The sequence below is a fragment of the Ruminococcoides sp. genome, assembly GCF_057037865.1.
Genome location: NZ_DBLZMS010000006.1, coordinates 16,214 through 28,413, shown reverse-complemented (window position 1 = coordinate 28,413; position 12,200 = coordinate 16,214). Strand labels below are relative to the sequence as shown.

General features: G+C 42.6%; 11 protein-coding genes and 3 tRNA genes. 10 read left to right on the top strand and 4 right to left on the bottom strand.

What is annotated here, in order from left to right:
• Nucleotides 1-42: 42 nt before the first annotated feature.
• Together AC2HW8_RS06425 and AC2HW8_RS06420 are read right to left on the bottom strand one after the other, a co-directional pair.
• A complete protein-coding gene (locus tag AC2HW8_RS06425) occupies nucleotides 43-414 on the bottom strand; it encodes a TnpV protein (protein ID WP_278867880.1) in 372 nt (123 codons plus the stop codon).
• Between the two features lie 198 nt (nucleotides 415-612).
• A complete protein-coding gene (locus tag AC2HW8_RS06420; protein WP_484327315.1) occupies nucleotides 613-2,016 on the bottom strand; it encodes an ATP-binding protein in 1,404 nt (467 codons plus the stop codon).
• A 283-nt stretch (nucleotides 2,017-2,299) separates the two neighbouring features.
• Here AC2HW8_RS06420 and AC2HW8_RS06415 point away from each other — a divergent pair, with 283 nt between their 5' ends.
• Entirely contained in the window at nucleotides 2,300-2,842 is a 543-nt protein-coding gene (locus AC2HW8_RS06415; protein ID WP_015522712.1) for a stage V sporulation T C-terminal domain-containing protein, read from the top strand.
• Nucleotides 2,843-3,001: 159 nt separating this feature from the next.
• Nucleotides 3,002-4,102, top strand: a complete 1,101-nt coding sequence (locus AC2HW8_RS06410) for an LEM-3-like GIY-YIG domain-containing protein (RefSeq protein ID WP_304017089.1) — start codon at nucleotides 3,002-3,004, stop codon at nucleotides 4,100-4,102.
• A gap of 427 nt (nucleotides 4,103-4,529) precedes the next feature.
• Here the strand turns inward: AC2HW8_RS06410 and AC2HW8_RS06405 are convergent, their stop codons facing one another.
• The gene (locus tag AC2HW8_RS06405; protein ID WP_117521252.1) at nucleotides 4,530-5,030 is read right to left on the bottom strand and encodes a cysteine hydrolase family protein; all 501 of its coding nucleotides are present in this window, start codon (nucleotides 5,028-5,030) and stop codon (nucleotides 4,530-4,532) included.
• Nucleotides 5,031-5,185: 155 nt separating this feature from the next.
• Here AC2HW8_RS06405 and AC2HW8_RS06400 point away from each other — a divergent pair, with 155 nt between their 5' ends.
• The 6 genes from AC2HW8_RS06400 (at nucleotide 5,186) to AC2HW8_RS06375 (ending at nucleotide 11,331) form a co-directional block, all read left to right on the top strand.
• On the top strand, nucleotides 5,186-5,719 hold the full coding sequence (locus AC2HW8_RS06400; protein ID WP_117951154.1) for a histidine phosphatase family protein: 534 nt from the start codon (nucleotides 5,186-5,188) through the stop codon (nucleotides 5,717-5,719).
• A gap of 602 nt (nucleotides 5,720-6,321) precedes the next feature.
• Nucleotides 6,322-7,659: a TrkH family potassium uptake protein gene (locus tag AC2HW8_RS06395; RefSeq protein WP_484327314.1), complete on the top strand. Its 1,338-nt coding sequence runs from the start codon at nucleotides 6,322-6,324 to the stop codon at nucleotides 7,657-7,659.
• Nucleotides 7,660-7,674: 15 nt separating this feature from the next.
• Nucleotides 7,675-8,322 carry a potassium channel family protein gene (locus AC2HW8_RS06390; RefSeq protein WP_021882969.1) on the top strand — a complete coding sequence of 216 codons (648 nt, stop codon included), beginning with the start codon at nucleotides 7,675-7,677 and terminating at the stop codon, nucleotides 8,320-8,322.
• Nucleotides 8,323-8,337: 15 nt separating this feature from the next.
• Nucleotides 8,338-8,592, top strand: coding sequence for a hypothetical protein (locus AC2HW8_RS06385; protein ID WP_046433723.1), 255 nt, complete (start codon nucleotides 8,338-8,340; stop codon nucleotides 8,590-8,592).
• 68 nt (nucleotides 8,593-8,660) lie between these two features.
• Complete coding sequence (locus AC2HW8_RS06380) at nucleotides 8,661-10,637, top strand: ATP-binding protein (RefSeq protein ID WP_303793181.1); 1,977 nt, start codon at nucleotides 8,661-8,663, stop codon at nucleotides 10,635-10,637.
• A complete protein-coding gene (locus tag AC2HW8_RS06375) occupies nucleotides 10,630-11,331 on the top strand; it encodes a response regulator (RefSeq protein WP_015522721.1) in 702 nt (233 codons plus the stop codon). The genes AC2HW8_RS06380 and AC2HW8_RS06375 overlap by 8 nt, the downstream gene beginning before the upstream one ends.
• Nucleotides 11,332-11,554: 223 nt before the next feature.
• On the opposite strand, the gene AC2HW8_RS06370 is transcribed toward AC2HW8_RS06375, so the two are convergent.
• A tRNA-Arg gene (locus AC2HW8_RS06370) sits at nucleotides 11,555-11,631 on the bottom strand.
• A gap of 162 nt (nucleotides 11,632-11,793) precedes the next feature.
• Here AC2HW8_RS06370 and AC2HW8_RS06365 point away from each other — a divergent pair.
• Together AC2HW8_RS06365 and AC2HW8_RS06360 are read left to right on the top strand one after the other, a co-directional pair.
• Nucleotides 11,794-11,882 (top strand) — tRNA-Ser (locus tag AC2HW8_RS06365).
• A 31-nt stretch (nucleotides 11,883-11,913) separates the two neighbouring features.
• Nucleotides 11,914-12,003: transfer RNA gene (locus AC2HW8_RS06360), tRNA-Ser, on the top strand.
• Nucleotides 12,004-12,200: the final 197 nt, after the last annotated feature.

The following is a 12,200-nucleotide window of genomic DNA, read 5'->3' as shown; positions in this document are numbered from 1 at the left end:
GCACAGCCTACGGAAATTTTCTCCGTAAGTTGTGCCTTTTTCTCATTTATAAATCACTTGTTCATTAACGATTTCTGTTGCTCTGTTGCGAATATTATTCATTTTTTGCACCCACAGCATCATATTTTCGGCTTTGAGTTTTTCCGTAACTTGTTCCTGCTCAGCAAGTGATTTTATTGTCTGTTCAAACAAATTCTCTGCCTGAAGCTCAACATCGGCAAGGTAATTGTAAAGCTTACCCGATGTAAGAAGATTGTAATAAAGCACTCGATGACTTGATTTCAAATAGCGTCTGTGCCTCATTGCCCACACACTGATTTGCCTTTGGTTTTCATCAGGTAGCGTAAGAGTTGGCAAAAGATAATCGCCTTGTTGCGAATAACTACCGCCTATATTTTCAAAATTTGTTTTCATATTGAAGCCTCCTTGGATTTGGTAACTTCATTATGCTGAATACAAAACGAAAAGACAAATGTGTGGATTTAAGAAACAGAAAAAGGCTCTGACCTTTTACAGTCAAAGCCTCATCTGCCATTGCAATGCCTTAGTTTTATTAAGTTTTATCATACTGCCTTATCAAACCTCAGCATTCTCCGACGGGGATTTTTACATTTAATTTTCGTTATTATATTTTAAAATATCATCATAAGCAATCAGGCTGACATTTCCGAGTTCATTTGCCTTATCAATGCAACCCTTTGTAAAACCGGATTTTGAAAAAATATAAAAATGCTTTTTGTCGAAATTAAAAAGCTTACTGCGTTCAATAAGTGTTTCAAGAACACCGAGGTCAACACTTTCATTACGCCACTTACATTCAGCAAAAAGAGCCGTATTTTTATCTGCCGAGCCGATTATATCAATTTCTTCCTGTTGTCTTGTTTTTGGATTTGTTCCCCACCATCTGCCGATATCTGTAAAATCAATTTCGGAATCACCGTTCAGCAACCTTTTCCACAAATACTGCTTGCAGATTTCTTCAAACACAGCACCCATATAATCCGACAAATACGGTGCAATTCGACTGTACGCAAGTTCAACCGCACCTCTTGAAATTATCGAAGAATTTTCCGGCACAAAACGATACCAAAATCTGAACATATTATCCTCGATAGAATAAATTGTTTTCTTTGTGGATTTTTCACCGTACGGCACTTCTTTTCTCACAATTCCGAGAGCAACAAGATTCTTGACATAAGCAACACAAGTGCTTGAGGTTTCTCCAACCTTTGTTGAAATTTCGGATATTTTAGATGCACCTGTAGCAATTGCCGTAATCACGGCATTATAAATAGCCGGCTCTCTTACCTCTTGTTTCAAAAGATTGTTAGGTTCTTCATACAGAGCCGATACAGGATTCAGAAAAATATTTTTTATATTATCCTCTATTGAAATTTTGTTGTTAATCTGCAAGAGATATTGCGGTGTACCTCCCACAAGCCCGTAGGCAAGCGCCTTATCTTCAGGTGACATCCCGTTAAAATACTCACAAGCCTCACAAAATTCAAACGGCAAAATCTTAAACTGAGCCGTTCTTCTGCCATACAAAGGAGCTTTGTATGCAAGCACATGGTCCTCAATATATGACATTGATGAACCGCAGAGAATAAGAAACAACTTTGAACTGTCTTTATATTTGTCAATTAACATTTGCAGTGTTGATGCAAGACTTCTTGATGCCCTTGCTACATACGGATATTCGTCAAGGCAAAGGACGATTCTTTTGTTCTCTGACAATTTAAAAACATATTCAAGTGCCGACTGAAAGTTTGAAAAAGCAGTATCCGTTTTCATTCCTGTTGAAAATTCAAGAATACACTCGCTCAAATTTTCAAGATTTTGCTTTGCATTTGTTTCAACTCCTGTGAAACAAATTGCGTTTTTATCCTTGACAAACTCGTTTATGATAGCCGTTTTTCCTACACGGCGGCGACCGTATATGACGGCAAATTCAAATTTTCCGCTGTTATACAATCTGTTAAGCTGTAAAAGCTCATTCTTTCTGCCTATAAACAAAATTCTCACCTCTGACCGTTTGCAAATTACTCATTTACGATTTAGTTATTTACGATTAACTAAATTATAAACCACTGTTTTTACTAAGTCAAGATTATTTTGCAATTTAGTTGGTTACGATTAACTAAATCGTGATAAAGTTATATTTTTTATATGTTGTAAAAATATGTCACCAAAGAAAATTTCGGTATAAAAAACTGTATGAATCAAACAATATTACTGCAAATAATTTGCTGAATATGTATCAGACAAAGGGCAAAATTGTCCGAAGGGAGTTTTTAATATGAAAGCAACAGGAATCGTCAGAAGAATCGACGATCTCGGCAGAGTGGTTATACCGAAAGAAATCAGGCGGACGCTTCGTATTCGTGAGGGAGATCCGCTCGAAATTTATACCGCAACGGACGGCGAGGTTATTTTTAAAAAATATTCGCCTGTCGGAGAGCTTGCGGAGTTTGCGTCACAATACGCAGATGTGCTTGCCAAAATCAGCTCAATGCCGACAATCATAACAGACCGTGACCATGTAATCGCTGCCGCAGGAGTTTCAAAGCGTGAATTTCTTGAGCGCAGGGTAACAACCGTGCTTGAGGGATATATGGAAAATCGCAAAACCTATTCGGCAACACAGCAGACGCTCGGCGATATTCAGCCGATTGAGGGCATTGAACACTATGCATCGGTAATCTATCCGATTATCGCCGCCGGAGATGTTTCGGGTGCGGTAGTTATGCTCACAGGCGAACAGACCAAAATCCCGACAAATGCCGAAATCAAGCTTGCACAAACAGCCGCCGCATTCCTCGGCAAGCAAATGGAAGAATGATTTTTAAAAATAGGTAATAATAAAAAATGCGGTCGGGAAGACAGGTGTAAAACAATACACCGAATTTTCCCGACCGTATTTGTATAAATCAAATACACAAAACAACGCTTTACCGTATTTAACATTTATGGTATCATTAAATAAATTAAGCTGAAAGGTATGTTTCTTATGAATGGCTTTTCCGATAAGGTAAAACAAAAATTAGGTTACTATGTTTATGCCCTTGCAGATCCAAGAGATAACAAAATATTTTACATAGGCAAAGGAATTAACAACCGTATTTTTCAACACGAAGAAAAACTCGATAACTCAAATAAGTCGAATCGTATAAAAGAAATACTCTCATCGGGTAACAAAATCAAAAAACTAATTATATCATATGGTCTTTCGGAAAAAGAGGCATTCGTTGCCGAATCGACTTTGATAAATATAATGAACTACATTGACTCTCAATCACTGACTAATGTGGTTTCGGGACACCACACAGCACCTGTTATTACAGCTGAAGATTTTGAAAAAATTTACGGTGCTGAAATTCTTTCAAAAGAAGATATTTTCCGCAATCTTTTAATTGTTAAAATAAATTCGCTTTATAAATACGATATGTCAGACAGCCAAGTTATGGAATGTGCGAGAGGTCATTGGATAATCGACACCAAACGAGCAGAAAATTGCGACTATCTTATTGCTGTAAATCACGGACTGATTGTCGGAGTTTATGAAAATATGAAGTGGTATTCTTCAGGTGTGGAAACTCCATTCTATCCACGATTGTGCAAAGAAAATCTTTCAAGGTCAAATCGCAAATACTGCACCTGTCAAGCAGTTAATAAGCCGAATATTTACATAAACAAAAACATTGCCGATTTAGTAAATATGACGCAAAATCCTATTTCATACATAAACGGAAGAAAAAATACCGCTAAGGTGCTAAAACCATACTACGAAAAATTCATCAATAATTCTATGGATATTCATGATTTTGAAATGAATTTCGGTAATGATTTGGTAAAAATGGGATTTAAATTAGGCAGTTTCAATGATTCAAAATATGAATATAATAACAAAAACATTTTAAATATTACCGATTACAATCAGCTTAAAAAAATGCTGAAACATACGGATTACAGCACAGCCACATCATTGTTGATTTCAAAATGGAGATATATCACACATTGGAGTTATATGGATTATCAGCAGGAAAAAGATTTACCATTTTTCAAAGCTGTTATAGAAAGAATATTTGAACTTTCCGAGTAGCTTCATACAAAAAATTTTACAATTGATTAATTTTGAATAATCTTCAATTTTCTAAAAAACTTGCACATACAAAAAATAAAACTTCAATCTCTTGTCAACCGAAATTGAAGTTTTTTATTGACATAATTGTTCATCAATGATAATATACAAGTAAGGAAACGGCTTTAGCTGTTTCGTAAGTTTGAACAATAAAAATTAATTAAAGATTAACCGCTCTGTTCACGACACAGGGCGGTTGTTTCTTTATGGTGAACACAATAAAAAATGTGAAGATGATTATCACAGCTATGTATTCCACGCAATCACCCCCCTCTCTGATAAGGGAGTCGAAACAGCCGCCACCGTTTCCTTACCAAGTAATTATCGCAAAGTATTTTAATATATTCAATATCACGAACTTAAAATCACAATATATTTTATTATTAAATCACACCACATCAATCTGGCACATTTTCATTGTTTCGAGGGCGGAATTGTGGGTTTCGGGGGTTACGCCGGCACAGCAAGCCGAATCAACGCTGATTTCAGCGTTCGGGAAAAGTGCCTTTAGAATCAACGCATTTGACACAACGCAGATATCGGTGCAAAGTCCTACAAGCTCGATTCTTTCAAAGCAGAATTTATCCCAATGAGTATAGCCGAATGACGGCTTGTCAATATGAATTGCGTCGGGAACATCAAGTCCGTCTGCAATCTGCCAGCCGTGAGTATTTTTTACGCAATGTACAACGGGCAGTTTTTTGCCCTCGGGAGTGTTTAGGTAATCTTCACCGTGAGTATCCCTTGTAAAAATAATTTCATCACCGTTTGAACGGTATTCTTCAATCTTTTTGCGTACATTAGGCACAATTTTCACAGCCTCATCAGTACCGAGACTGCCGTCAATAAAATCATTCTGCATATCTATTACAATCAAAGTTTTCTTCATACAAATCACTCCGTTTTTAATTTTGAACTGTACATATCAAATATATCAGCTGACTTTGCCGCTGTCAATTTATTTGCAAAAATTTGTTTTGTAACTTGATTTTCGTTGTCGGCTCAATTAAAATAGTGTTTAGAAAAACTGCAAGGAGAACGCTTATGGGACATATGTATTTTGTCAGACACGGACAGACCGTGTGGAATGTTGAAAATAAAATCTGCGGTTCAACGGATATTGACCTCACGGAAAAAGGTCATGAACAGGCTGTTGAAACGGGCAAGAAAATTCTTTCAGAGAATATAAAAGCAGATATCATCCTCTATTCTCCGCTTATGAGAGCCGAAAAAACCGCAAAGCACATTTCGGAAATCACGGGAATTCCTGCAAAAGCAGAGCCGAGATTAACCGAGCAAAACTTTGGAAAATATGAGGGAACGCCAAGAAACGGCGAAGAGTTTCGCATTGCCAAAAGAGATTTCGTCAGCCGTTATGACGGCGGAGAGTCTATGCTGCACCTTGCACAAAGAATTTACAATCTGCTTGATGATGTGAAAGCAAGCGGAAAGGTTTGTGTTTTAGTTGCTCACAACGGCATTGCAAGAGTTGTCAACTCATATTTTAACGATATGACAAATGAGGAGTATGCAGATTTCGGTGTTAAAAACTGTGAAATTCTGCGTTACGATTTTTAAGTATTTCTAAATATCCGCATAAAATCAAGGAGTACCACGCATTGTGACACTCATATTTTAGTGTTGTTATGAATATTGACGACAGAGACAGAGGAAGAAAAGGCATAGAAGAAATGCTTGTGAGAATGTCAAAAATGACTGATATGCCCGACAATCCCAAGAAAAACAAAACACAAATATAAAACATAGGCAAGGAAAAATTAGGACGCTCCAAACGGAACATCCTTTTACATTTATATATAGCTATTTATGAGTTGCTTTGATACTGCTGGAGAAAAGCCTGAAACGCTAGCCGCGATGCAAATCGAAATCCGTTTGTGAACGCTTGTAGCTCATTCCGGTCGTAATTTCTACATCCGTTTGTTAATTTGTTCGAACAGAGCCTTTTGTTGTTCTGTGAGAGTGGCTCTGAGCTTTGTTTCAAGCCGCACAACGGTTACAAACGATCCGCCTTTGTCTGTGCCGTTTGCTATGTTCTGCGCTGTTTATTTAAAGAATGAGCGCCTTAATGCAATCTTAATACAGAGTGCCGAATCATTACACCGTTTTTTTATATTTCACGGTATACTCTTTGTAAACAAGTAGAAACAGGAGAAGTATATATGCCTAAAATTACACATAGAAAAAAGCGGCTGTCATCCTTTAAGCTGATCGTTTTGGGCTTTGCCGGCGTCATAGTGCTTGGAGCGCTGATATTGATGCTGCCGTTTTCATCGACTGCCGGAGTTGTTACGCCGTTTCACGAGGCGCTGTTCACATCGACCTCCGCCGTTTGCGTTACGGGGCTGGTCGTGCAGGATACGGGCAGTTATTGGTCCGCTTTCGGGCAGACGGTAATACTGCTGCTGATTCAGATAGGCGGGCTCGGTGTTGTGACAGTTGCGGCACTTTTCGCTATGCTGTCCGGCAGAAAAATATCGCTGATGCAGCGCAGTACCATGCAGGATGCCATCTCTGCCCCTAAGGTCGGCGGGATCGTCCGCCTGACTCGTTTTATTGTGCGGGGAACTTTTTTGATCGAGCTTATCGGGATGATCGTCATGCTGCCGACATTTTGCGGAAACTACGGTTTTAAGGGAATTTGGATGGCGGCGTTTCATTCGGTTTCCGCCTTTTGCAACGCCGGTTTTGACATACTCGGCACCGCCGAAAACAAATACCCGTCACTTACGGGATACATAGGAAATCCGGCGATAAACATTACAATTATGCTTTTAATTATTGTGGGCGGTATTGGATTTTTGACCTGGGACGATATTTACACAAACAAGTGGCATTTCAAAAAATACCGTATGCAAAGTAAGGTCATATTGGTAACAACGGCAATCCTCATTATCGCTCCCGCAGTATTCTTTTTCTTCTGCGATTTTACGGGGCTGCCGCTCGCCGAAAGGATTCTTGCATCGCTTTTTCAGTCTGTCACACCGAGAACCGCCGGTTTCAATACCGCTGATCTTCCCGCTATGACCGGTTCTTCCAAGGCAATTATGACCCTGCTCATGCTCGTCGGCGGCTCGCCCGGCTCCACGGCAGGCGGTATGAAAACGACCACGCTTGCCGTTCTGATTCTGAGTGCATTCTCCGTCTGTCGCAAAAAGGACGATGCAGAAGTCTGCGGCAGGCGCATTGACGGTTCGGCAGTGAAAAACGCCGCAGCCGTTGCCGTAATGTATTTCCTGCTGTTTTTTGTCGGCGGCATTGTTATCAGCACGGCAGAAGGTCTGCCGCTTAGCACCTGCCTTTACGAAACGGCGTCCGCTGTCGGAACGGTCGGGCTTACCCTTGGAATCACACCGCAACTCGGTGTTCTTTCTCAGCTTATTTTGATCGTCTTGATGTATCTCGGCAGAGTCGGCGGACTTACCCTGATTTACGCGGCGGTTTCCAACAAAAATCAGAGCGGAGCAAAGCTGCCACTCGAAAAAATCACAGTCGGATAAAGGAGTTACTATATTATGAAAAACATATTGTTAATAGGTCTCGGCAGATTCGGTAGGCATATTGCTTTGCAGCTGAATAAGCTCGGACACGAGGTGATGGCGGTAGACATCAACGAAGAAAGAGTCAATGAAAGTCTGCCGATCGTCACCAATGCACAGATTGGCGACAGCACAAACACGGAGTTTTTAAGGTCGCTCGGCATCGGAAACTTTGATGTGTGCATTGTCACCATCGGCGGAAATTTTCAAAACTCGCTGGAAACCACTTCTTTGCTGAAAGAACTCGGCGCAAAATTAGTTGTATCCCGTGCCGAGCGTGATGTGCAGGAAAAATTCCTTCTGCGGAACGGAGCGGACGAGGTCATTTACCCGGAAAAACAGGTAGCAAATTGGGCTGCTATTCGGTACACCGCCGACCACATTCGGGATTACATTGAGGTTGATGAGGGTCATGCCATTTTTGAGGTAGAGGTGCCGAAGGGATGGATCGGCAAAACCGTCGGAGAACTGGATATCCGCAGAAAATACAGCATCAATATTATGGCAACCAAGGAGAACGGAAAAATCAATATGGCAGTTTCACCGGAAACCGTTTTTACGGACAAGATCACTCTTTTGGTTCTCGGTGCTTACAAAGAACTGCAAAAGTGTTTTCGCATTTAACAGAGGTGAATGAGGATGGCTGAGCTATTGCTGATTGTCAGCCTGCTTGCCGTATTTGTTTTCGGATTTTATCTTATGAGCAGGCTGGATCGATTTCTTGAAGAAAACAGAAAGGCACTGTTAAAGGAAAACGAATCCTGCGAGCCTTCCAAAGTCCTGCTGCCGCATGGACTGTCCGAAAGTGAAATATTATGTGAGATCCGCCGTTTTCGTGAAACGCACGGAAATGTCGATATTATTCTTTCCGATGGGCAGAAGAATGATTTTTAGGTTGCGGTAGATTTTTTTACAGTTTTACTGTATAATAATAAAATAAAATAAAAAGGGCGGTGAAACCGATGAAAGTACAAACCGAACAGTCAAAATTTGATACAGACGAGCATATTCTTGTCTGCCTATCCTCTTCGCCGTCCAATGCAAGGATTATACACACCGCCGCAAAGATGGCTAAGGTCCTTCATGCAAGATTTACCGCCATCTATGTGCAGACGGATACGGTCATAAATGATGAGGATCAGTCCCGGCTTTCGCAGAACATACAGCTCGCGCAAAGACTCGGCGCCGAGATCGTTATGACGCACGGCGAGAATGTAGCGCTGCAGATCTCGGAATATGTCAGGCTTTCCGATGTCACAAAAATCGTGATCGGGCAAAGCAGTGCCAGACGCAGAGGACTGTTCGGAAGACCGACTCTCACCGAAAAGCTGATCTCCTCCGCCCCCGATGTTGACATTCATATTATTCCCGACGCACTGAACTACACAAAGTCGCACAGACGCCGTCTGTTCTTTGGTGCAGAGATACCGTCGCTGCGGGATATTGCCGTGACCGTCCTGGCGCTTGCCGTATGTACGGCGATCGGGTTTCTGTTCGACCATCTCGGCTTTCCCGATTCCAATATCGTTACGGTATACATCCTAGGTGTGCTGATGATCTCCGTTTTGACCAAAGGATACATTTGCAGTATAGCAGGCTCACTTCTAAGTGTTGCATTGTTCGGATTTTTTCTTACCGAACCCAGGTTGTCCTTTCAGACCTATGCCGTAGGCTATCCCGTTACCTTTGCAGTTATGCTGGCGTCTTCCGTTCTCACCGGCACGCTTGCCTCGAAGCTGAAAGATCATGCAAGGCTCTCGGCTCGCTCCGCGTTCCGTGTGCAGGTGCTGTTTGACACTGACCGTCTGCTGCAAAAAGCAAAAAGCAACGATGATGTTTTAAGCGTGACCTGTATGCAGCTCTCGCGGCTGCTTGACCGCAGTATTGTTGCCTATACGAAAGGCGAAAACGGAATGTTGTCCGGGCGGCTGTATGCCGAAAAAAAGGATACACACGCCGAAAAGCTGCTAAGCGATGCAGAGCGGCAGACCGCAGAATGGGTGCTTAAAAACGGTCACCGTGCAGGAGCAGCGACAGCACAGTTTGGAAAATCCGAATGTCTTTATCTTGCGATCCGTGCAGGCGGCAGAGTCTACGGTGTAATTGGGATACCGATGAAACCCGAAAAGCCCGATTCATTTGAGAGCAGCATCGTACTGTCGGTTGTGAACGAATGTGCGCTGGCAATGGATAATGCTCACAACGCCGCCGAAAAGGAACGGGCGGCAGATCTTGCAAAAAGCGAGCAGCTGCGCGCCGACCTTTTGCGGTCGATCTCACACGATCTGCGCACGCCGCTTTGCTCCGTTTCGGGTAATGCGGACACGCTTTTGCATAACGGAAACTGCCTGGACGAAGCAACCAAGCAGCAGATCTATAAAGATATTTATGACGATTCCGAATGGCTTATCGGCGTGGTGGAAAATCTGCTGTATGTTACACGGCTGAATGACGGACGCCTGAAGCTGGAGCTTACCGACCAGCTTGTGGACGAAGTGGTCAACGAAGCCGTTTCGCATTTGAAGAAAAAATCCGTTGGACACAAGGTGACGGTAAGGTGCGACGATCTGATCCTTGCCCGTATGGACGCACAGCTTATCGTGCAGGTCATTGTCAACCTTATTGATAATGCTTTGAAATATACCGAACAAGGCTCCGAGATCTGCGTAAGTGCGGAAAAACAGGGCGGGGATGCCGTGATCCGAGTCACCGATGACGGAAACGGAATTGCAGACGATATGAAACCGCATATTTTTGAGATGTTTTACACCGGAAAAAATACCGTCGCAGACAGCCGCAGAAGCTTCGGAATCGGGCTTACCCTGTGTAAATCTATCGTAGAGCTGCACGGCGGAACGCTGACGCTTACGGATAACGTACCGCACGGCTGCATATTTACCTTTACTTTACCGCTCAGCGAGGTGACTTTGAATGAATAAACCCCTTGTACTCGTCGTGGAGGACGACCGCCCCATCCGCAATCTGATCGTAACAACGCTAAAGGCTCACGATTACCACTACCTGACCGCGGAGAACGGACACAGCGCTATTATAGAAGCGACCTCCCATAACCCGGATATCGTTCTGCTGGATCTGGGACTGCCGGATATCGACGGCACACAGGTGATCGAAAGCATCCGCTCATGGTCAAATATGCCCATTATTGTGATCAGTGCGCGCAGCGAGGATAAAGACAAAATCACGGCGCTGGATGCCGGGGCGGACGACTATCTGACAAAGCCCTTTTCCATAGAGGAGCTTTTGGCACGCCTTCGGGTCACGCAAAGACGGCTGCTGCTGCTTCAGGCAAGCGGCGACGCCGACTCACCCGTTTTCCAAAACGGCAAGCTTAAAATCGATTATGCCGCCGGCTGCGCTTATCTAAATGGGGAGGAATTGCACCTGACCCCGATTGAATACAAGCTTTTGTGTCTGCTCTCTCATAATGTCGGAAAGGTGCTGACGCACACCTATATCACGCAGCAGATTTGGGGCAGCAGCTGGGAAAACGATATTGCTTCTCTGCGGGTGTTTATGGCGACACTGCGCAAAAAGCTGGAGCCACAAAGGGACTGTCCGCAATACATTCAGACTCATATCGGCGTCGGTTACCGTATGCTGCGGGTAGACTGAGAAAAGCGAGGAAACAAGGATTTGAACCGATATGCAATAGAAAATCTTTTCGGAATTGAAGGGCTGAATATCGCTTGGTACGGACTCATTTTCCTGTTAGCTATAAAAAAGCACAACGCCACAGAGTTTTAAAACTCTGTGGCGTTGTGCTGCTCTCATCGGTCACTTTTTGAAAGTATCCTTATGTGAGCCTGCCTTTTGCTGGGTTTTCCGGCGGAGTTTTTGGCGTGCCAAAAGGGATTCGAACCCCCGACCTTTCGCTTAGGAGGCGAACGCTCTATCCAACTGAGCTATTGGCACATAACATAACTATTGTATATGATGGCTTGCGATTTGTCAAGAAATTGGGAAATTTTCTTATTTTACTGAATATTCAAAAAAATTAAAAATAAGTGTTGACAAATGGAGAAACTTGTGTTAGAATAAATCTTGCTGAAATGCTGAAAGGCAAGATGAGCATACGGAGAGGTGTCCGAGTGGTTTAAGGAGCTAGTCTTGAAAACTAGTGATCCCGCGAGGGACCAAGGGTTCGAATCCCTTCCTCTCCGCCATTTTATTTTATAGTGAATTTAAACTTCACACGGAGGATTACTCAAGTGGTGAAGAGGCTCCCCTGCTAAGGGAGTAGGTCGCTAACGCGGCGCGAGGGTTCAAATCCCTTGTCCTCCGCCAAGAAAAAAGCACTTGCTTTTGCAAGTGCTTTTTTCAGTGAAATAAATCCAAAAGGATTTGTGAAATACCTATCGGTGTGAAATATGGATTTTCCATGTGAAGTGCCTGACGGCGTGAAAGGATTTATTTTATTTCACTTTCTGCGTAAGCAGAAAATTTCACAATAAATAGTATTATTTCACATACGAAGTATATTT

Bases quoted from the DNA above. Each gene is read 5' to 3' on its own strand.
- AC2HW8_RS06385 (WP_046433723.1), top strand. From the start codon at position 8,338: ATGGCTGAGCTATTGCTGATTGTCAGCCTGCTTGCCGTATTTGTTTTC.
- AC2HW8_RS06410 (WP_304017089.1), top strand. From the start codon at position 3,002: ATGTTTCTTATGAATGGCTTTTCCGATAAGGTAAAACAAAAATTAGGT.
- AC2HW8_RS06380 (WP_303793181.1), top strand. From the start codon at position 8,661: ATGAAAGTACAAACCGAACAGTCAAAATTTGATACAGACGAGCATATT.
- AC2HW8_RS06415 (WP_015522712.1), top strand. From the start codon at position 2,300: ATGAAAGCAACAGGAATCGTCAGAAGAATCGACGATCTCGGCAGAGTG.
- AC2HW8_RS06390 (WP_021882969.1), top strand. From the start codon at position 7,675: ATGAAAAACATATTGTTAATAGGTCTCGGCAGATTCGGTAGGCATATT.
- AC2HW8_RS06375 (WP_015522721.1), top strand. From the start codon at position 10,630: ATGAATAAACCCCTTGTACTCGTCGTGGAGGACGACCGCCCCATCCGC.
- AC2HW8_RS06395 (WP_484327314.1), top strand. From the start codon at position 6,322: ATGCCTAAAATTACACATAGAAAAAAGCGGCTGTCATCCTTTAAGCTG.
- AC2HW8_RS06405 (WP_117521252.1), bottom strand. From the start codon at position 5,030: ATGAAGAAAACTTTGATTGTAATAGATATGCAGAATGATTTTATTGAC.
- AC2HW8_RS06425 (WP_278867880.1), bottom strand. From the start codon at position 414: ATGAAAACAAATTTTGAAAATATAGGCGGTAGTTATTCGCAACAAGGC.
- AC2HW8_RS06400 (WP_117951154.1), top strand. From the start codon at position 5,186: ATGGGACATATGTATTTTGTCAGACACGGACAGACCGTGTGGAATGTT.